We start from the raw sequence: 20,588 nt of genomic DNA, 5'->3' as shown, positions 1-20,588 counted from the left end.
CCGTTACAGAGAAGCGCTCATGCTAGCGGATTACTGGCAATCAGCGCGCGCTCAGCGCACCGTAAAGTTCCGGACGGCGGTCGGCCAAGTAGCTGTTGCCAGCTTTTGCGTCCGTCAGTTTTTGTGGGTCAAGCACGGCGCTGATTAGGGTTTCGTCCCGCTGAGCCAATGCAACTTGCTGGCCATCAGGCGCCGCGATGCTGCTCTGGCCACAGTAGTGAATGGTGCTTTCGCTGCCGCAGTAATTGGCGTAGGCCACATAACACTGATTTTCAAAGGCGCGGCTGCGCACGGTGACATCGGCAATGAAGTCATAAGGTGCCATGTTGGCGGTGGGCACGACGATCAATTGAGCACCCGCCAGCGCCAGACGACGCGTGTTCTCCGGGAACTCCAGGTCATAACAAATCAGCATGCCGACCTTCCAGCCGTTGAGCTCGATGACGGGAAATGCATCCGGGCCGGGGCTGAACAGGCTGTGATCGAGCGCCCCGAACAAGTGAGTTTTGCGGTAATTGAGCAGGCGGTGGCCGTGGGAGTCGATCAGTTGCACGCTGTTGTAGATGCGCCCGTCAGGGCCTAGCTCAGGGTAGCCATAGGCAATGGCCATGTTGCAGGCCTGAGCTATCCGGGCAATCTGCCGTGCCGCGTCGCCGTCCAGAGGTTGCGCCAATTGCGCCACGGCCTGTGGACCAATGTTGTACCCCGTGAGGAACATCTCCGGCAGGACCAACAGGTCAACCCCGGGGTTGTGTTGCGCGATGTGATTCAGGCGTTGCAGGTTGCCTGCGACGTCCAGTGGCAGGGGCGGGCATTGGTAAAGGGCGACGCGCATGGGGTTCTCCTGTCTTTGGGGTTGTAGGCGCGCCGTTCAGTCCGGCAGGGCAATCGGGCCAATGTCGTTGAACACATCACCCGGCCCGGGATTGTCGGCGTGTGTGCGCCCGCCAAAGTGGGTCATGATGCCCCAAACGGCATTCAACGAAGTCTGCACGGCTCCCTCCACCCAAGCGGGTGTCCACGAGACATCGTCGCCGGCGATAAAAATCCCGCGTTGTTCTGCAGGCATTTCCTGCTGCATAAAGTGCGCGTACATACGCTGGTTGTAACGGTAATGACCGGGCAGTGCGCCTTTGAAGGCACCCAGGAAGTGCGGGTCGGCCTCCCACGAAACGGTAATCGGGTCGCCAATAATCCGACTGGCGATGTCCACTTTCGGGTAGATTTTTTTCAACGAGTCCAAGGCCAGCTTCACGCGCTTTTCGACAGGGTGCGGAAGCATTTTCAGCGCATCGCTCATCCATGAGTACGACAGACAAATAACGCCCGGTTTGTCGTCGCCGTTATCGAACAAATAAGTACCACGGGTCAGGCGGTCGGTGAGGGTCATGCTCATCACGTCGCGGCCGGTGTCGGGGTCTTTGTCTTTCCAGAACGGGCGGTCGACCATGACGAAGGTTTTGGACGATTGCATGTAACGCGTGCGGTCGAGGGCCATCCACATTTTTTGCGAGAACAGCGCTTCTTCGCACTCGATCTGGGTCGTCAGTAACCAGCTTTGGCACGTGACCAACACGGCCTCGAATGGACGGGTCACACCGAGGTTATCAGTGACAGAAAACTGACCGTCTTCTGTACGGGAAATCGCCTTGACCCCTGTGCGCGGAGCACCGTGGTGCAGCGAACTGAGGCTGGTGCCTTCAGGCCAGTGCGCACAGCGCTGCGGCGCGTGACGCCAGATCCCCAGCGGCACCTGCTCAACCCCGCCAACCACCAGGTGTTGATGGTCATCGCAGTTGGTCATGACCACGCGGAAGATTTCGAGCATTGAATTCGGGAAGTCAGAGTCCCAGCCACCTGTGCCAAACCCGACCTGACCAAACACTTCGCGGTGTTGGAACGAGAGTTTGGCAAAGGCTTTGGAGGTGGCGACAAAGTCATAAAAGGTGCGGTCGTCCCACAGTGGGACAAGGGTATTCCACAACGCTTTCAAGCGCGGCACATCGCGGTCGCGGATTGCCTGTTGGATGTCGCCAAATTGCGACCCTTCTTCCAGTGCGTCCGCCCATGCGTCAGCCACTTCCTGAAACAACGCAGGCAGATCAGATAGTTTCTGTGCGTAGAAGGTTTGGCCTTCGAGGTCGATCACAGTGCTGCCGGAGGCGGGTGTCAGTGGGTTGGGGAAGGGTTTTGTCTCAAGCCCGAGCTTGTCGACATAGTGGTAGAAGGCCGTTGAGGACACCGGAAAGCGCATGCCGCCCAACTCAGCGATGACGCCTTCACTGCCTTCAAACGCTTGTGAGCGCAAACGGCCCCCCATTTTTGAGGCCTCGTACACCACAGGCTTGAGGCCGAGTTTCATCAGCTCATACGCGGCGACCATTCCCGCCATCCCTGCACCCACAATCGCGACCTCTGCGCCCAGTTTATGCGTGGGAATACTGCCCAGACCTGCGGGGTGTTCGATCCAGTCGTCGAAGGCAAAAGGGAAGTCTGGGCCGAAAATGGTGATCGGTTTTTTGCCGTCATTAGGGTGGCGATTGTTCTTATTCATGGCTGACCTTGCTGGCGACCCGCGCTTTACGCTGAGTATAGGAAAAGACAGGCACCATCATAAGGAGTGCAGAACACGTTCTTAAGACGCAAAGTGTCGTCGTTTCGTATTGTATTTGGACAATCTGACGAAGGTTGTGTGCAAAGTGTTGTATGAGTTGAGCGTAGCCACTTAGCCGCGGTCGACTTTGCTGCTGAGAATGATCGACGTTGTGGTTTTCTCAACGCCCTCAACACTGCCGATCTGGTCCAGCAATTGATCCAGTCGTTCAGGCGAATCGCTGCGCAGCCAGGCGACATAATCGAACTCGCCACTGACGGCGCACAACTGCTGCACCTGCGCCATCGCGCTCAGGCGCCTGACCACATCCTTGCCTGAGCGTGGCCGCACAGTGATCCCGACATACGCTTGCAGCCCGCCATCAATCAAGCGCTGCCCCAGTCGAACCCCGTAACCGGTGATGATGTTGTTTCTTTCCAAACGCGACAGCCGAGACGTCACGGTGGTGCGCGCGATCCCCAATTGACGCGCCAACATGGCGACACTTTCACGGGCATTGAGCTGCAGGGCGGCAATCAACTGACGATCGATTTCATCCAGCACGGGCGGGCGAGAGTCTGGCAAGAGAAGCTCCAGTGGCATCATCAAAGTGGACGCTCATGGTACAGCGCTTGAGGGGCGGGGCGTCCAGTGAGGCAGAACGTGGACAGTGAGGCGTTCCAATGCCAGAAACACGAAAGCCGCGCAATGCGCGGCTTTGAGTATGGTGGGCCCAGTAGGACTCGAACCTACGACCAAGGGATTATGAGTCCCCTGCTCTAACCAACTGAGCTATAGGCCCTCAGTAGGTCGCGGATTATAACGATGGTTTCTCGGCAGTGCTATCCGAAAAATCCGAAATAGAGATACGAAGAAAGGTCGCTGCAAATTCTTCCGCTGATAAAGGCACGCTGACTATATACCCCTGAATCTGCTCGCAGCCTGCTTTGGCCAAGAAGTCTTGCTGGGCTTCGTTCTCAACGCCTTCGGCAATGACGGTGAATTGCATGCTGTGACCTAACGCAATGATGGCGCGCACGATGGCTTCGTCATTGGGGTCGTGGGGTAAGCCGCGGACGAATGACTGGTCTATTTTCAAGGTGTCCAGTGGCAGGCGTTTGAGGTAGCTGAGTGAGGAATATCCGGTGCCGAAGTCATCAATGGCCAGTTGCACGCCTAACCGCTTGAGCTGGTGCAGGACGTCCAGCGCTTCTTCGGTCTGGTTCATGATGAAGTTTTCGGTAATTTCCAATTGCAGGCAGCCAGGCGTGAGGCTGTATTTCTTCAGCAGTTGCCGGATACGGGCTACAAGTCGGGGTTGATGCAGTTGAGCACCGGCAAGGTTCACGGACACGGGGCCAAATGGTTCGTATGCCTGGTTCCATTCATTCAATTGCATGCAGGCACGCTCCAGCACCCAGTCGCCCACCTGGATGATCATGCCGTTTTCTTCCGCCAAGTGAATGAAGCGCTCTGGCGCAATGACGCCCAGCGTGGGGTGGGTCCAGCGAATCAGGGCCTCGGCACCGACCAGGCCCAGGTCGGGTAGGCTGATTTTGGGTTGGTAGAACAGTGATAGTTCATTGCGCTCCAGTGCGCGTCGCAGCTCTTGTTCGAGGATCACTCGTTCTCTCGCCTGTGACGTAAGGTCATGGGTGTAGCGCTCTACGCGGTTGCGTCCTTTTAGCTTGGAGCGGTACATGGCGGCGTCGGCGTTTTTAACCAGTGTGGCCACGTCCGTGCCGTCATGCGGGTACACACTGATGCCGATGCTGGCGCTGATAAACAGTTCGTGTTCGCCGGCGGGAAACGGTGCGCTGAAGCAGGCCAGCAGCTTGTTGGCAATCACCTCTGCATCGCGGGGCTGCTGGAGGCCGGGTAGCAAGATAATGAACTCATCGCCGCCGAGGCGGGCGACGGTATCAATGTCGCGTAACTGAACCTTGAGGCGTACGGTAATGCCTTTGAGCAACAGATCGCCAACCGGGTGGCCCAAGCTGTCGTTGATGTTTTTAAAGCGATCAAGGTCTAGAAACAGTACCGCCGCGTGTTGGCCTTCCGCCTTTTGCTGGTTGATGATCTGGTCAAGTCTGCTTTCGAACAATAAGCGGTTGGGCAGGCCGGTCAGCGGGTCGTGATGAACTTGATGGTCCAGACGCGCCTGTGCGTGCTTGAGGCTGGAAATGTCGGCGAATACGGCCACAAAGTGAGTGACGATATTTTCGGGGTTGTGCACCGCGCTGATTGTCATCCAGGAGGGGTAGACCTCTCCGTTCTTGCGTTTGTTATAAATCTCCCCTTGCCAGTGACCTTCTCCGGACAGCTGATGCCACATGGCGGCAAAGAATGCGCTGTCGTGCTGACTGGAGGCCAGAATCCGGGGTGTTTGGCCCAAGGCTTCGGCCTCGCTGTAGCCTGTTATTTCAGTGAATGCACGGTTGACGGCGGTGATTGTTTGCGCCGGATCGGTGAACAAAATGCCTTCAGCGGTACTTTCAAATACGGTGGCTGTTTGCAGGAGTTTCTCCTGCATCTGTTGGCGTTCTGTGATGTCCCGCGCAATGGTCAACATGCAGTCTTCATCGCCAATTTTTAGCGGTCGGCTAGACACTTCGCAGAGGCGGATACGTCCGCTTTTGTGCCGTAGGTGGCACCTGAAATCACGCACAAATCCGTTCTGGGTCAGCAGCGCGAGCAACTCACTGCGCTGATGCACGTCGACCCAAATGTTGAGGTCCAGAGACGAACGCTTCAGCGCGCTGGCTTTGTCGTAGCCAGTCAAGCGGCTGAAGCCTTCGTTGATTTCGATAAGCAAGCCATCACTTTGCCTGCTCAACAACAATCCGTCTGGCGACGCGTGAAAGGCTTTGGCAAATTTCTCTTCAGAGAGGCGAAGGGCTTCTTCGGTTTGTTTGGTTTCGCTGATGTTGATCATCAACCCGCGCAGTACGGGCGTCTGGTTATAAGTGGTGAGGGTAATGATGTCGCGTAGCCACAGTGTTTTGCCCTCTGCGGTGATGACGCGGTAGTCGATGCTGTGATCGCGTCCGGCCTTGATTTCACCCTCGCAGAACGCTTTGGCACGGGGCAAGTCATCGGGGTGGACGATTCGCTCCCAGAAGCCAGGCGTCAGCCACTCTGCCAGCGGGTAGCCAATGAGCGTTTCGGCCTGGGGGGACACATAGGTGTAGCTGTAATCCTCCAGTTGGGCCTCCCAGGCGATGGCTGACAGACTTTCTACCAGGCCTCTGTAGCGGTATTCGCTGCTGCGCAGTTCCTGTTCGAGGGCAACCCGACGGGCTATTTCGGAGCTCAAGCGCCTGTTGATGCGCACGACCACGATCAATACGGTAACGAGCAGCAAGATGCCCGGCAGCACGTACAGTAAAAAACCGCGCCATAACCCCTGATAATTGCCCGCGCTGCCGATCCAGCGCGCTTGAATGGCTTCTACCTCTGCGGGGCTCATGTCGGCCATGACTTTGTCCAGCAGGCGTAGCAGGATGGTTTGCTCTTTGGGTACGGCCATCGCCAGTTGATAGCGATAAGGTGTTTCGCCACTGACGTACAACCCATCCAGCTTGAGCTGGCGCAGGCTCCAGACACTGGATGCCAAGTCGCCGACCATGGCATCTACTTGATCGGTCGCCAGTGCCTGCAACGCGGAGCTGACATTGGGCAGGGCGACAAGATTCAGGTCCGGGTGTTGGGCATGAAGCAGCTCGTGCGGGGCATAGTTTTCGACCACGGCGATTTTAAGCCCGTACAGCTCATCAATGTTTTTTGGGGTGGGGCCGCCTTTGTGCGCGAGGATGACAATTGGGAAGTCGAGATAAGGACGTGTGAAGGCCAGGCTTTTCTGGCGCTCAGGGGTCGACATGATGCCGGGTAGCCAGTCGAGATTCCCTTCTTTGGCGAGTTCAAGGACGTTACTCCAATCGTAGGGCTCAACCGGCTTGATGCTCACGCCCAGACGGTTTTTGATCAGCTCCACGTAATCAGCGGCCAGTCCGGTGTAGAGGCCTTTTTCGTCGCGGAACTCAAAAGGTGGCCATGATGCATCAACCCCTAGGCGCAGTTCGGGATGTTGGGCGAGCCACTGTTGCTCCTCGTCGGTCAACGTCAGGGCGTTGGCCGCTGTAGAAAAAGCGATTAGCAGCAAGAGGATGAAAGCAGGCAGTCGTGGCATGCGGGGCTCGTTCTACTCGCGAATGTGACGAGTGTAGACGGGCTGTGGGATATGGACGTCAGGCGCTGGAAAGGTTGCGTAGGTATAAAGCAAAACCCCCGGCAGGGCCGGGGGTTTTGGTATCACTCGTCGAGGAAGGAGCGCAGGTGCTCGCTTCTCGTCGGGTGGCGCAGCTTGCGCAACGCTTTGGCTTCGATCTGACGAATCCGTTCACGGGTAACGTCGAACTGCTTACCAACCTCCTCAAGGGTGTGGTCGGTATTCATGTCGATACCGAAACGCATGCGCAGTACTTTGGCTTCACGTGCTGTAAGGCCGCCGAGTACATCGCGTGTCGCTTCTTTAAGGCTCTCAACGGTGGCAACATCGATTGGCGACTGCATGGTCGAGTCTTCGATGAAGTCACCCAGATGGGAGTCTTCGTCATCACCGATCGGGGTTTCCATGGAGATCGGCTCTTTAGCGATCTTCAATACCTTGCGGATTTTGTCCTCAGGCATTTCCATGCGTTCGCCCAGCTCTTCCGGGGTCGGTTCGCGACCCATTTCCTGCAGCATTTGGCGGGAAATACGGTTGAGCTTGTTGATCGTCTCGATCATGTGCACCGGAATACGGATGGTGCGTGCCTGGTCGGCAATCGAGCGAGTGATCGCCTGACGGATCCACCAGGTGGCATAGGTCGAGAATTTGTAGCCGCGGCGGTATTCAAACTTGTCTACCGCTTTCATCAAGCCGATGTTGCCTTCCTGGATCAAATCGAGGAACTGCAAACCACGGTTGGTGTACTTCTTGGCGATGGAGATCACCAGACGCAAGTTGGCTTCAACCATCTCTTTCTTCGCGCGGCGGGCCTTGGCCTCACCGATCGACATGCGACGGTTGATGTCCTTGATCTCGGCAATCTTCAGGCCGGTTTCGGCTTCCAGAGCAGACAGCTTTTGCTGGCAACGGATGATGTCCGGTTGCAAGCGGGCAATGGCTTCAGCGTATTTGCTTTTGCCTTTGGCCAGCGCGTCGCTCCAGCTTTCGTCGACTTCATTGCCCGGGAACAGACGAAGGAAATCGGTACGCGGCATGCGTGCATCACGTACACACAGCTGCATGATGGCCCGCTCTTGTGCACGCAGACGCTCCAGAGCGCTACGAACACGTTCAACCAGGCCTTCGAATTGCTTCGGCACCAGCTTGATCGGCATGAACAGCTCAGCCAGGGCAACCAGCTCGGCAATTGCCTGCTTGCTGTCGCGGCCGTGCTTTTTCAGTGCCTTGCGAGTAATTTCCATCTGATCGGAAACGGCGCCGAAGCGCTGTGCTGCGATGATTGGATCGGGGCCGCTTTCGACCTCTTCCTCGTCATCGGTAGCGTCGTCCTTCTCTTCCTCTTCGTCATCACCTTCGGCCTTGGCCGTTTTAGGATCGACAGGAGGTGGAACCTCGGCTGCAGGCGGCGTAATTCCATCGTCCGGGTCGATATAACCGCTCAGGACGTCAGAAAGGCGACCACCTTCGGTGGTGACGCGAGTGTACTCGGAGAGAATATGGTCAACCGTGCCAGGGAAGTGCGCGATTGCGCCCATCACTTCACGGATGCCTTCTTCGATACGCTTGGCGATTTCAATTTCGCCTTCGCGTGTCAGCAGTTCTACCGTGCCCATTTCACGCATATACATGCGCACTGGGTCGGTAGTGCGACCAATATCGGTTTCTACTGCCGCCAACGCTGCAGCTGCTTCTTCAGCAGCGGCTTCGTCGGTGTCAGCATCGGCCAACATAAGGGCGTCCGCATCCGGAGCACTCTCGTGTACGGGGATCCCCATGTCATTAATCATGCGGATAATGTCTTCCACTTGCTCCGGATCTGAAATATCTTCGGGCAGGTGGTCGTTGACCTCTGCGTAAGTCAGATACTTCTGCTCACGGCCGAGGGTGATCAACTCTTTGATACGAGACTGCTGTTGCGCTTTTCCGGACATAACACCCTATCCACTGAAGGTCTTGGCGGGCAAAAAACAAGCCGAGGATTATACCTTAGCTATGACCTCACGCGCCAGTTGAGGTCGGGTTTGATGCGGGATTATTGCGACTCAGAAGGTCGCGTAACTGATTTTTCTCCTCGCTACTTAGCTCGCCTTGACGTGCTTTTCGAAGAAGTTGTTCCAGGTTTCGCTCACGTTGGCGAGCTGACAAGCTAGTTATGGTGTCGAAAAACTGTTGTTCAAGGTTATCGGCGTCAATTAGCCATTCCTTTTCCAGCAGTCTTTGCAGCAAACGACCCTGTTCAGTGCCGTGCCAGCGGGACAACAACTGTATAGAGCTTAGCTTAGGATTCTTCTGTACGGCCTCGACCAGCGCGATCAATAGCTGGTTGTTCGTCTGGTCTTCAGCTGCAAAGTGGCCTGCGTCTTCTACTTTCTTGGCCAGTTGCGGATGGTGCAGTAAGGTTCGCAGGGCGGTTAATGTCGGAGGTTCAACGCCGACCGGAATCCAGGCCTGCTCACGCTCGCCGCCGCGCTTGCCTTTTTTGTCCCAAGGTTTGTTTTCCCATTTTTTACCACCTGCGCCCGTTTTTTTCGGTGTCCATTCCTGTTGGGGGAGGTACGTGTCCGGCTGCTGGAAGTCGCTGTAGTCGGGCATGGCATCGTAATCAATGCCGGGATCGTAGGCGGGTTGCGAGGGTGGTGGGGCGCTTTGAGCCAGTTGGCTGACCGCTTCGCTGTTAAGGCCTGTGATCTCGCTCAAGTGTTGGCGCATCAGGTTGCGCAGGTTGGCGCCAGGCACTTTGTCGATAAGCGGTGCTGCCAGCGTGGCCATGTGGGCCCTGCCTTCGAGCGAGCGTGGATCGGTTTCTTCGGTCAGTTGCTGGAAGAAATAATCGGCCAGCGGCTGCGCGTGCTGGTTAATTCGTGCCTTGAACGCATCGGTGCCTTCAGAGCGCACCAGCGTGTCGGGATCTTCGCCTTCGGGCAGAAACAGGAAACGGGCGCGCCGGCCGTCTTGCAGGCAGGGCAGCGTAGCTTCCAGGGCGCGCCAGGCGGCGTTGCGGCCAGCTTGATCGCCATCAAAGCAAAACAATACGCTGGGTACGACGCGAAAAAGACGTTTCATGTGTTCTTCGCTGGTCGCGGTGCCCAGTGTTGCGACGGCATTGCGCAGGCCTTGTTGGGCGAGGGCAATGACGTCCATATAGCCTTCAACCACGATGATTTCGTCGAGGCTGCGATTGAATTTGCGTGCTTCGAACAGCCCGTACAGTTCCTGCCCTTTGTGGAAGACAGGTGTTTCGGGGGAGTTCAGGTATTTGGGTTTGTCATCGCCAAGCACGCGGCCGCCAAATGCGATGATGCGGCCACGGCTGTCGCGAATCGGAAACATCACGCGATCGCGAAAGCGATCGTAGCGTTTGCCGGTTTCCGCGTTCTCTACAAGCAAGCCTGCATCGATCATGGCTTTTTGCTGCAGTGTGTCGCTGCTCAAGTGCTTGTAGAGGTTGTCCCAGCCGGGCGGTGCAAACCCGAGGCTGAAGTCCCGGGCGATTTCGCCGGTCAGGCCGCGGCCTTTCAAGTAATCCACGGCAGCCTTGCGCGCCGGGTGGCTTTTCAGGGCCTGGCGGTAAAAGTCGGCGGCGGCGGTCAGTAGAGGGTAGAGCGGAGAGTCGGTCGGCTGTCGCGGTTTGTGCGAGCGACCGCTTTCCTCTCTGGGAATCTCCATGCCCGCGGCTTTGGCCAGTTCTTCGACAGCCTGGGGGAAGTCCAGGTTGTCGTGGTCCATGATGAAGCCGAGGGCATTGCCGCCTGCGCCGCAACCGAAGCAATAATAAAACTGCTTGTCAGGGCTGACGCTGAAAGACGGTGTTTTTTCTTTGTGGAAGGGGCAGCAGGCGGTGTAATTCTTGCCTGCTTTCTTCATTTGCACGCGCGAGCTGACGACATCGACGATATCGGTGCGGTTCAGAAGGTCGTCAATAAAGCTCTGGGGGATTAACCCGGCCATGGCGTTCTCGTCATCTCAGCGCAAAAAAAGCCGTATAGAAAGGTTTGGTCGTAGCGGCGTGCAGGCGAAAGCGCTGCTCGTACGTGTGACGTCTGCTCAATCATCTCGGGAAGTGTATCTGTCGAAGCTCCGCAGACTCGTATTTAAATCAGAGTAAATGGGTTCGAAATATCACGCTCTGAGTCCGGCAGTGACCAATGGCTGGTCTCGGATAGCTCATAAGCAGGCATGGGAGAAATGCCTTGGGCTGATCGTCTTTTAGGAAAATCAGAGGTGTGTGCTCGTCGGTAGCCTTGAAGGCTCGTCAGTAAAGACGTGCACCGCTGGCTTAAAGGCCAGGTCTGACGTGATGTAGCAGTTTGTCGCGGTCGCATCTGCGGCCTTGACGGTAAAGCATGTAACTTGCTGCAACTGCCTACGGCCCGGCTTTAGGCCGGGCTTGGCAGAAGCTTGCAACGAACGTCTGTGTATTAGTACAGACGAACGGCGCGGCGCTGCTCGCGCTGAACTTTCTTCGCGTGACGCTTAACAGCGGCTGCTGCTTTGCGCTTACGCTCGGAAGTCGGCTTCTCGTAAAATTCGCGGCTGCGAACTTCAGCCAGTACACCGGCTTTTTCGCAGGAGCGCTTGAAACGACGCAGAGCTACGTCGAAGGGTTCGTTCTCTTTTACTTTGACGGCTGGCATCCAGAGCTACCTTCATTCATTACCGGGGTCAACGTCTCAAGGCAAAATCGCGTTGGAAGACGTCGGTTTTTAAGGGTTGCGGATGTTAACCCCTCATCGCCCGGAATGCAAAGCCTCTGATCGAAAACCGCTGGCCGGGGGCGGTGGTGGCGACTATTATGCGCGCCTTCGAATTTAGCCTCTACAAGGCGCAAACCCATGCTAGTACTGGGATTAGAAACCTCCTGCGACGAAACCGGCGTCGCGCTATACGACAGTGAACGCGGGCTTTTGGCCGATGCACTGTTCAGCCAGATCGACCTGCACCGCGCCTATGGCGGCGTGGTGCCGGAGCTGGCCTCACGGGATCACGTCAAACGCATGCTGCCCCTGATTCGTCAGGTGCTGGCTGAAGCTGACTGTGTGCCTACAGAAATCGATGCGATTGCCTACACGGCAGGCCCGGGTCTGGTCGGTGCCTTGCTGGTCGGGGCTTCCTGCGCTCAAGCGTTAGCGTTCGCATGGGGTATCCCTGCGTTGGGCGTGCACCACATGGAAGGCCATCTACTGGCGCCGATGCTGGAAGAGCAGCCCCCCGAGTTTCCGTTCGTCGCTTTGTTGGTTTCCGGTGGCCATACGCAGCTCGTTCGTGTGGATGGCATTGGTCAATACGCGTTGCTTGGTGAGACGCTGGATGATGCCGCGGGCGAAGCCTTCGACAAAACAGCGAAGATGATGGGGCTCAACTACCCGGGTGGTCCCGAGATCGCCCGTCTTGCGGCGCAGGGTGTGGCGGGGCGCTTTGTCTTCCCGCGGCCCATGACCGACCGCCCTGGTCTGGATTTCAGTTTCAGTGGCCTCAAGACCTTTGCTTTGAACACTTGGCAGCGCTGCGTGGCAGCGGGTGACGACAACGAGCAGGCTCGCAGTGACATCGCCTTGGCGTTTCAGCAAGCGGTGGTCGAAACACTCACCATCAAGTGCAAGCGTGCCCTCAAGCAAGCAGGCATGAAGCGTCTGGTGATTGCGGGTGGTGTGAGTGCAAACAAGGCGTTGCGCGCTTCGCTGGAGACCATGCTCGGTGGCATGAACGGTCAGGTGTTTTATGCGCGCCCTGAGTTCTGTACCGACAACGGCGCGATGATCGCTTTTGCCGGGTGTCAGCGCTTGCAGGCGGGGCAGCATGAAAGCCTGGCAATCAGTGTGCAGGCGCGCTGGCCGATGGAGCAGTTGAAGCCGTTGTGATGGGGGCGTTCAGACGTTTTCAGACCGTCATGAGGCATTTTCATGCAGGCGAATCAGAAATGCCGTTCGCGCCCGGCCATCAGGTCGCGTAAATTGCCGCGGTGGCGCCAGACAATCAGTGCGGTTAATCCGCACATGGGCAGCAGCGCGGCAGGCTCTTGCCAGGCCAGTAAAGGCAGGGTCAAGGGTGTGGCAATCAGCGCAGCAAGTGAACTGGTACGGGTTAGCTGGAAGGTCAGCAACCAGGCCAGGACAGCCAGCAAGGCGGCGGGGGGGTAAAGCCCTAGCAACATGCCGGCAGCGGTCGCGACACCTTTGCCGCCCCGAAATCGGAAGTACAGCGGATACATGTGCCCGATGACGGCACAGACACCAATCCAGGCTTGTTGCTGGAGTGGCAGGTTGAGTTGGTTGGCGAGCAGGACGGGCAGCAGGCCTTTGCACAGGTCACCGAGCAAGGTCAGGACGGCCAGTTTTTTACCGGCCAGACGTAACATATTGGTCGCGCCAGCATTGCCTGAGCCACTCATTCGCGGGTCGGGATGACCCGTCAGGCGGCTGAGCAAAATGGCGAAGGACAGCGAGCCAAGCAGGTAGGCGATAATCGCCAGTAACCAAAACATGCTAACTATTCCGGGCGAGGACGCCCTGATTCTAACGGCGCATTGCGCCCTTGTCGTGCTGCGGAGAAAAGTGCTTGGACAGAGTGTTTATCGAAGGCCTGGAAGTTGACACCGTAATCGGTGCCTATGACTGGGAGCGTGGCATCCGTCAGTGTTTGCGCCTTGATCTGAGTTTTGCGTGGGATAACCGCCCGGCCGCAGCAGGGGATGATCTGACTCTGGCGCTGGATTACGCCAGTGTCTCGGCCAGAATCCAGGCTTTTGCCGAGCAGACCCAATACCAATTGGTAGAAACTTTTGCCGAGCGTCTGGCTGAAGTGCTGATGAGTGAATTTAATATTCCCTGGCTTCACCTCAAGTTGACCAAGCCGGGCGCTGTCGCGGCCGCCACAGGGGTGGGCGTGGAGATTGAGCGCGGATGTCGCTAACTCAGGTTTTTCTCGGGCTGGGCAGTAATGTCGAGCGCGAAAAGCATTTGCATGCGGGGCTCGATGCGCTGGCTGGCTTCCTGCAAAACATGCAGTGTTCGGCAGTGTTTGAAAGTCAGCCTGTGGGAATAAAAAGCGGGCCTTTCTTCAATCTGGTGGTGGTGGCCAACACAGATTTACCATTGGCGGATTTGACCCGACGTTTGAAGCTGATCGAAGCCGATAACGGACGATACGCGCAGGATCGCAAAGGTTTGCCGCTCGATATTGACGTGTTGTTTTACGGTGACTGGGTGGGCGATTTTGACGGTTTGGTCTTGCCGCGCGCCGAGATACTCAGAAATGCCTTTGTGCTGTGGCCGCTTTCGCTGATCGCCCCTGACAAGCTACATCCGAGTGTGGGCATGACACTTGGTCAGATCTGGGCAGAGGCTCAGATTGATCAAGTGCTTGCCCCCGCGGCGTTTGAATGGCGTGGCGAGCAATTGACACCGAAAGAGATGCTTTGAGGCTGCTGTAAATGCGCTGCCGCCGCTCACAACCGAGTGGTGGCAGCGCAGCAGCTGCAGTTCGCAAGCGATTAGGCTGTGGGCGATGCTGGCTTTTGGGTCGCGTCTTTGTAGGCTTGTAAAGCGCTGAGCCGTTCGCGCTTAAGGGCTTCGCCCAGCGCCGGGCCCTTGAACCCCTGTGCCAGCAGCGGCTGGATGTCGACTGCCTGGGCTGCTTTCGCGGCGCCACGCAAATAGTCAGCCTGAGGGTATGGCCGTTCTTCAAGCCCCAAGCGACCCTTGGCGTCCATCTCACAAGCGACGATAAATTCCTCGAAGCGTTGAGGACGACGGTAAACGTCAAATCGTTGCAGCAATTCCAGTAAGGTCGAGGCCTTCAGCTCAAAGGCCCGATGCCCGTGGGTGTGGTATTCGCCGACCAGCAATGCAAGTTCCTGACAATCGCGAGGTGCTTTGAACCGCTCGTTTGCGGCTTTGATCAGGCGCAATCCGGTGTGCTCATGGGCGATATGGCGTGGCCATTTCGATTCCGGCGTAAGGCCTTTTCCCACGTCATGCAGCAAGCACGCCCAGCGTACGGTCAAAGGCTGGTGATGCCGCGCAGCTTGTTCAAGCACGCTCAGGGTGTGAATGCCACTGTCGATTTCAGGGTGGTGAGCTGGCGGTTGCGGTACGCCGAATAATGCCTGGACTTCGGGCAATAGCACTTCAAGTGCGCCGCAACGTCTGAGTACTTCAATAAAAACGTGGGGATGGTCTTCCATCAGGGCGCGGGATATTTCCTTCCAGCAACGTTCCGGTGTTAGCGCTTGGAGTTCGCCTGAGGCTGACAGTTGACGCATCAGTTCCAGTGTTTCGTCTGCCACCCTGAACCCGAGCCCGGCATAACGTGCAGCGAAGCGCGCAACACGCAGCACCCGCAGGGGATCTTCGGCGAATGCTGGAGAAACATGGCGCAATATTCGTGCTTCCAGATCTCGTTGGCCGTGGTAGGGGTCAGTAATATTGCCCGCATCATCTTCGGCCATCGCATTGATGGTCAGATCGCGGCGGATCAAATCCTCTTCGAGGGTTACGTCAGGGCTGGCATGAAATACAAAGCCCCCATAACCGTGTCCGCTTTTGCGCTCGGTGCGGGCGAGGGCGTATTCCTCCCCGGTTTTAGGATGGAGAAAGACCGGGAAGTCGGAGCCTACGGGACGAAAGCCCTTGGCCAGCATTTGTTCGGCACTCGCGCCTACTACGACCCAGTCGATGTCTGTGACGGGTTTGCCAAGCAAGCGATCGCGGACTGCACCGCCGACTTTATAAATCTGCATAAAAAACCTCCGTTAGCGCGACAGGATAACCGCTGCGTCGCGCAAACGGAGGTTCACGTCTATCACAAGTGAATGGCGCTCAAATCCAAACGTCCGTATTCAGCATCGCCATGTTCACTTTTTGGCGGGACATGATGGACCTTCATCACTTGATCCCCTTGCAGGGTTTCGAGGTGAATATCAAAGCCCCACAGGCGGTGCAGGTGTTTAAGTACCTCGTCAGTGGAGTCGCCCAGCGGTTTGCGGTCATGCTGTTGATGGCGCAGGGTAAGCGAGCGATCGCCGCGACGGTCGATACTCCAGATTTGCACGTTAGGCTCGCGATTCCCCAGGTTGTACTGCGCTGCCAGGGTTTCGCGAATGATCCTGTAGCCGTTTTCATCGTGGATAGCGGGTACGAGTAAATCGTCTTTCTGATCGTCATCCATGATGCTGAACAGCTTGAGGTCGCGAATAACCTTGGGGGACAGGTATTGCAGGATGAAGCTTTCGTCTTTGAAGCTGCTCATGGCGAACTTGATGCTCGATAACCAGTCGCTGCCCGCCAACTCGGGGAACCAGCGACGATCTTCCTCGGTGGGTTCTTCGCACATCCGCCGGATATCGCGGTACATCGCGAAACCCAAGGCATACGGGTTGATCCCGCTGTAGTAGGGGCTGTCAAAACCCGGTTGAAACACCACGCTCGTGTGCGAGGTCAGGAACTCCATCATGAAGCCGTCCGTCACCAGCCCCTCATCGTAAAGATCGTTCATCAGGGTGTAATGCCAAAAAGTTGCCCAGCCTTCGTTCATGACCTGGGTTTGGCGCTGTGGGTAAAAGTACTGGGCGATTTTGCGTACGATACGCACCACTTCGCGTTGCCAGGGTTCCAGCAGCGGCGCGTGTTTCTCGATGAAATACAGGATGTTTTCCTGAGGTTCGTCCGGAAAACGTGCGTTGTCCTTTTCGTTGAATTTGTCAGCGTTCTTGGGGATGGTGCGCCACAAATCATTGATCTGTTTTTGCAGGTGCTCTTCGCGCTCCTTCTGACGACGACGCTCTTCTTCGGCCGAAATCGGATAAGGCCGTTTGTAGCGGTCTACGCCGTAATTCATCAGTGCATGGCAAGAGTCCAGCAAGTCTTCCACCGCGTCGATACCGTGGCGCTCTTCGCACTGCATGATGTATTGCTTGGCGAACACCAGGTAATCAATGATCGAACTGGCGTCAGTCCAGGTTCGGAACAGGTAATTACCCTTGAAGAAGCTGTTGTGGCCATAGCAGGCATGGGCCACCACCAGGGCTTGCATGCAGATGGTGTTCTCTTCCATCAGGTAAGCGATGCACGGGTCTGAGTTGATGACGATTTCATACGCCAGCCCCATTTGCCCGCGGCTGTAGGACTTTTCGGTACTCAAGAAATGTTTGCCGTAGGACCAATGGTGATAGCCCAATGGCATCCCGACAGAGGCGTAGGCGTCCATCATCTGCTCGGCGGTGATGACTTCAATCTGGTTGGGGTAGGTGTCCAGTGCATACCGTTCGGCCAGGCGACCGATTTCCCGGTCGTAGGCCTGGATCAGTTCAAAGGTCCACTCGGAGCCAGTGGAGATGGGGTGGCGTTTATTCTCTTTGGCGGTCATGTCACTAACCTGCGCTGGAAGAGTTCACGGAAGACCGGGTAAATATCGCCGGCCGAGACCAGTTGCTGTTGAGCGAAGGTGTCGGGAAAAGCCTCGTTGATACGCTCATATTCGTACCAGAGCGCCTGATGTTCGCGCGGGGTAATTTCCACATAAGTGTAGTACTGCACGAATGGCATGATCTGGTTGATCAAAATGTCACGGCAAATGGGTGAGTCGTCGTTCCAGTTGTCGCCGTCGGAAGCCTGGGCGGCATAAATGTTCCATTCGTTAGTGGGATATCGCTCGGCCATGATCTCCTGCATCAACTTGAGTGCGCTGGAGACAATGGTGCCGCCGGTCTCGCGCGAATAGAAAAACTCCTCTTCATCTACCTCCCGGGCACTGGTGTGGTGGCGAATGAACACTACTTCGATTTTGTCGTAATTTCGTTTCAGGAACAGGTACAGCAAGATAAAGAATCGCTTGGCGATGTCCTTGGTGGCTTGCGTCATGGAGCCTGAAACGTCCATCAGGCAGAACATCACCGCCTTCGAGCTCGGGTTGGGGTGTTTAACCAGCAAGTTGTATTTGAGGTCGAAAGTATCGAGAAACGGGACACGATGAATGCGGGCGCTGAGCTTTTCGATTTCAGCTTCGATGTCTTTGATATCGCCGAAATTGTCAGGTTCTTCGCGTTTTAAACGCTCAAGTTCGATTTTTGCTTCTTTGAGCCGTGCGCGGCTGCTGCCGGTCAGGGCAATGCGCCGGGCATGGGCGGAACGCAAGGTACGGATGATGTTGATTCGTGAGGGGTTACCCTCGTTGCTGATGCCAGCACGCACGGTTTTAAACGTGTCGGTGCCCGTCAGGTGGCGTTTGACCAGGTTTGGCAGTTCGAGGTCTTCGAACATGAATTCGAGGAATTCTTCCTGGGTGATTTGAAACACAAACTCATCCATGCCTTCGCCGGAATTGCCTGCCTTGCCCGGGCCGCCTCCGGCCCCGGACCCGCCTTGAGGGCGTTGAATGTGTTCGCCGCTGGTGAACTCCTTATTACCCGGATGCACGACCGTTTGTTTGCCGCCGCGCCCGTGGTGCAGCACCGGCTCGTCAATATCGCGACCGGGAATGCTGATCTGTTCGCCATGTTCCATGTCGGTAATGGAACGCCGGCCCACGGCTTCTTCGACGGCCTTTTTAATGTGGTCGCGATAGCGCCGCAGAAAACGTTGGCGGTTTACCGTGCTCTTGTTCTTGCCATTAAGGCGTCGATCGATCACATAGCTCATAAGCCCTCCGGGCCGCTTCAAGAGGTGAGCTGCACGCTGCAAGCCACCGCGAGCTCCCGGGTTCGGGAGTTTCGTCGGGTGCTAGCAGCGTGTAGCCGGGCGCTTGCCGCTGCCTCACTGCGATTTTCTGACCCGCAGGTACCACTCGGAGAGCAGTCGTACTTGTTTGTCGGTGTAACCGCGTTCAACCATTCGGGTCACGAAGTCGTTGTGTTTTTGTTGATCCTCTTTGCTCGCCTTGGCGTTGAAGCTGATGACCGGCAGCAGGTCCTCAGTGTTGGAGAACATTTTCTTCTCGATGACCACCCGCAGTTTTTCGTAGCTGAGCCATGTCGGGTTTTTGCCATTGTTGTTGGCGCGGGCACGCAGGACGAAGTTGACGATTTCGTTGCGGAAATCTTTCGGGTTGCTGATGCCAGCCGGTTTTTCGATTTTCTCCAGTTCTTCGTTAAGGGCGATGCGGTTGAGGATTTCGCCGGTTTCGGGGTCACGGTATTCCTGATCCTGAATCCAGAAATCGGCGTACAGAACGTAGCGGTCGAAAATGTTTTGCCCGTATTCGCTGTAGGACTCCAGGTAAGCGGTCTGAATTTCCTTGCCGATGAACTCGATGTACCGGGGCGCCAGGTACTCTTTCAGGAAGCGCAGATAACGCTCGCGGGTTTCTGGCTGGAACTGTTCCTGTTCGATCTGTTGTTCAAGCACGTAGAGCAAGTGCACCGGGTTGGCAGCGATTTCGTGCGGGTCGAAGTTGAAGACTTTGGACAGGATTTTGAAGGCAAATCGGGTCGACAAACCGTTCATGCCTTCGTCGACGCCAGCGCTGTCACGGTACTCCTGAATGGATTTGGCTTTCGGATCGGTGTCTTTGAGGTTTTCGCCGTCATAGACACGCATTTTGGAGTAGATGTTGGAGTTTTCAGGTTCTTTGAGGCGTGACAGCACCGTGAACTGCGCGAGCATCTTCAGGGTGTCAGGTGCGCAATGGGCTTTGGCCAGCGAGCTGTTATAAAGCAGTTTGTCGTAGATTTTGACTTCGTCACTGACCCGCAGGCAGTACGGCACTTTTACGATGTAAATCCGATCGATAAACGCTTCGTTGTTTTTGTTGTTACGGAAGGTATGCCACTCCGATTCGTTGGAGTGCGCCAGCAGAACCCCGGTAAAAGGAATCGCCCCCAGTCCTTCGGTACTGTTGTAGTTGCCTTCCTGAGTAGCCGTGAGCAATGGGTGCAGCACCTTGATCGGTGCCTTGAACATTTCGACGAATTCCATCAGGCCCTGGTTGGCCCGGCACAGCGCGCCCGAATAGCTGTAGGCGTCGGCATCGTTTTGCGGGAATTCTTCTAGCTTGCGGATATCGACCTTGCCCACCAGTGCCGAAATGTCCTGGTTGTTTTCATCGCCGGGTTCGGTTTTGGCCACTGCAATCTGGTTAAGGATTGACGGGTAGAGTTTGACCACCCGGAACTGGCTGATATCGCCGCCAAATTCAGCCAGGCGCTTGGTGGCCCAGGGCGACATGATGGTGCTCAGGTAACGCTTGGAGATCCCGAAGTCTTCTTCAAGAATCGCGCCATCTTCCGTGGCGTTGAACAGGCCAAGCGGCGACTCGAAAACTGGCGAACCCTTGATGGCGTAAAAAGGGACTTTCTCGATCAATTGCTTGAGCTTTTCAGCCAGGGACGACTTGCCGCCGCCCACCGGGCCCAGCAAGTAGAGGATTTGTTTCTTTTCTTCCAACCCTTGGGCTGCATGGCGGAAGTAGGAAACGATTTGCTCAATGCACTCTTCCATTCCGTGGAAGTCGGCAAAAGCCGGGTAGCGGCGAATCACTTTGTTGGAGAAGATTCGCGAGAGGCGAGAGTCAGTCGAGGTGTCCAGCAGTTGCGGTTCACCAATGGCCAACAGCAGCCGTTCGGCAGCCGAGGCGTATGCGCTTTTATCGTTTTTGCACAGCTCAAGGTATTCCTGGAGCGTAAGTTCTTCCTGGCGCGTGGATTCAAAGCGCTGTTGGAAGTGGCTAAAAATACTCATGACGTCACCTCGCTCGATACGTGGAGCCGGCGATTGATCGGTCAGTTCGAGTGCTGGCATGCGGCAACGTTGCAGTTGCTGTGTACCCCCCCCA

Annotated in this window: 15 protein-coding genes and 1 tRNA gene; 3 read left to right on the top strand and 13 right to left on the bottom strand. The window is 56.4% G+C overall.

Annotation, left to right across the window (positions count from 1 at the left end; all coding sequences use genetic code 11):
• Positions 1-40 precede the first annotated feature (40 nt).
• The 8 genes from HBN61_RS09135 to rpsU all read right to left on the bottom strand — a co-directional run bounded on the left by HBN61_RS09135 (position 41) and on the right by rpsU (position 11,458).
• Positions 41-835, bottom strand: a complete 795-nt coding sequence (locus tag HBN61_RS09135) for a carbon-nitrogen hydrolase family protein (RefSeq protein WP_170046563.1) — start codon at positions 833-835, stop codon at positions 41-43.
• Between the two features lie 36 nt (positions 836-871).
• The gene (locus tag HBN61_RS09130) at positions 872-2,554 is read right to left on the bottom strand and encodes a flavin monoamine oxidase family protein (protein WP_169962024.1); all 1,683 of its coding nucleotides are present in this window, start codon (positions 2,552-2,554) and stop codon (positions 872-874) included.
• A gap of 171 nt (positions 2,555-2,725) precedes the next feature.
• Positions 2,726-3,178: an Lrp/AsnC family transcriptional regulator gene (locus tag HBN61_RS09125; protein ID WP_094992875.1), complete on the bottom strand. Its 453-nt coding sequence runs from the start codon at positions 3,176-3,178 to the stop codon at positions 2,726-2,728.
• 140 nt (positions 3,179-3,318) lie between these two features.
• Positions 3,319-3,395: transfer RNA gene (locus HBN61_RS09120), tRNA-Ile, on the bottom strand.
• 15 nt (positions 3,396-3,410) lie between these two features.
• Positions 3,411-6,782 carry a bifunctional diguanylate cyclase/phosphodiesterase gene (locus HBN61_RS09115; protein WP_170046562.1) on the bottom strand — a complete coding sequence of 1,124 codons (3,372 nt, stop codon included), beginning with the start codon at positions 6,780-6,782 and terminating at the stop codon, positions 3,411-3,413.
• A 122-nt stretch (positions 6,783-6,904) separates the two neighbouring features.
• Positions 6,905-8,755, bottom strand: coding sequence for an RNA polymerase sigma factor RpoD (gene rpoD, locus HBN61_RS09110; RefSeq protein WP_047278039.1), 1,851 nt, complete (start codon positions 8,753-8,755; stop codon positions 6,905-6,907).
• Positions 8,756-8,822: 67 nt separating this feature from the next.
• Positions 8,823-10,772: a DNA primase gene (dnaG, locus tag HBN61_RS09105; RefSeq protein ID WP_170046561.1), complete on the bottom strand. Its 1,950-nt coding sequence runs from the start codon at positions 10,770-10,772 to the stop codon at positions 8,823-8,825.
• 470 nt (positions 10,773-11,242) lie between these two features.
• On the bottom strand, positions 11,243-11,458 hold the full coding sequence (gene rpsU, locus HBN61_RS09100; RefSeq protein ID WP_002551877.1) for a 30S ribosomal protein S21: 216 nt from the start codon (positions 11,456-11,458) through the stop codon (positions 11,243-11,245).
• 198 nt (positions 11,459-11,656) lie between these two features.
• On the opposite strand from rpsU, the gene tsaD reads away from it, so the two are divergent.
• Positions 11,657-12,682, top strand: a complete 1,026-nt coding sequence (tsaD, locus tag HBN61_RS09095) for a tRNA (adenosine(37)-N6)-threonylcarbamoyltransferase complex transferase subunit TsaD (RefSeq protein WP_094992829.1) — start codon at positions 11,657-11,659, stop codon at positions 12,680-12,682.
• Between the two features lie 53 nt (positions 12,683-12,735).
• Here tsaD and plsY read toward each other — a convergent pair whose 3' ends face one another.
• A complete protein-coding gene (plsY, locus tag HBN61_RS09090) occupies positions 12,736-13,305 on the bottom strand; it encodes a glycerol-3-phosphate 1-O-acyltransferase PlsY (RefSeq protein WP_094992830.1) in 570 nt (189 codons plus the stop codon).
• Positions 13,306-13,379: 74 nt separating this feature from the next.
• On the opposite strand from plsY, the gene folB reads away from it, so the two are divergent.
• Together folB and folK are read left to right on the top strand one after the other, a co-directional pair.
• Positions 13,380-13,733: a dihydroneopterin aldolase gene (gene folB, locus HBN61_RS09085; protein WP_094992831.1), complete on the top strand. Its 354-nt coding sequence runs from the start codon at positions 13,380-13,382 to the stop codon at positions 13,731-13,733.
• Positions 13,724-14,242: a 2-amino-4-hydroxy-6-hydroxymethyldihydropteridine diphosphokinase gene (folK, locus tag HBN61_RS09080; RefSeq protein ID WP_094992832.1), complete on the top strand. Its 519-nt coding sequence runs from the start codon at positions 13,724-13,726 to the stop codon at positions 14,240-14,242. The genes folB and folK overlap by 10 nt, the downstream gene beginning before the upstream one ends.
• Before the next feature lie 71 nt (positions 14,243-14,313).
• Here folK and HBN61_RS09075 read toward each other — a convergent pair whose 3' ends face one another.
• From HBN61_RS09075 to HBN61_RS09060, 4 genes are all read right to left on the bottom strand, one after another.
• Positions 14,314-15,561: a multifunctional CCA addition/repair protein gene (locus HBN61_RS09075; protein WP_094992833.1), complete on the bottom strand. Its 1,248-nt coding sequence runs from the start codon at positions 15,559-15,561 to the stop codon at positions 14,314-14,316.
• Positions 15,562-15,623: 62 nt separating this feature from the next.
• On the bottom strand, positions 15,624-17,186 hold the full coding sequence (locus HBN61_RS09070; RefSeq protein WP_169962013.1) for a SpoVR family protein: 1,563 nt from the start codon (positions 17,184-17,186) through the stop codon (positions 15,624-15,626).
• On the bottom strand, positions 17,183-18,457 hold the full coding sequence (locus tag HBN61_RS09065; protein WP_170046560.1) for a YeaH/YhbH family protein: 1,275 nt from the start codon (positions 18,455-18,457) through the stop codon (positions 17,183-17,185). The genes HBN61_RS09070 and HBN61_RS09065 overlap by 4 nt, the downstream gene beginning before the upstream one ends.
• A gap of 114 nt (positions 18,458-18,571) precedes the next feature.
• Positions 18,572-20,494: a PrkA family serine protein kinase gene (locus HBN61_RS09060; RefSeq protein ID WP_094992835.1), complete on the bottom strand. Its 1,923-nt coding sequence runs from the start codon at positions 20,492-20,494 to the stop codon at positions 18,572-18,574.
• Between the last annotated feature and the right edge of the window lie 94 nt (positions 20,495-20,588).

Origin of the sequence: Pseudomonas sp. WS 5071 (genome assembly GCF_012985765.1) — a bacterium.
Taxonomy (GTDB): Bacteria; Pseudomonadota; Gammaproteobacteria; order Pseudomonadales; family Pseudomonadaceae; genus Aquipseudomonas; species Aquipseudomonas lundensis_A.
The sequence above is the reverse complement of the archived record's forward strand: the minus strand, read 5'-3'. Positions and strand labels throughout refer to the sequence as shown.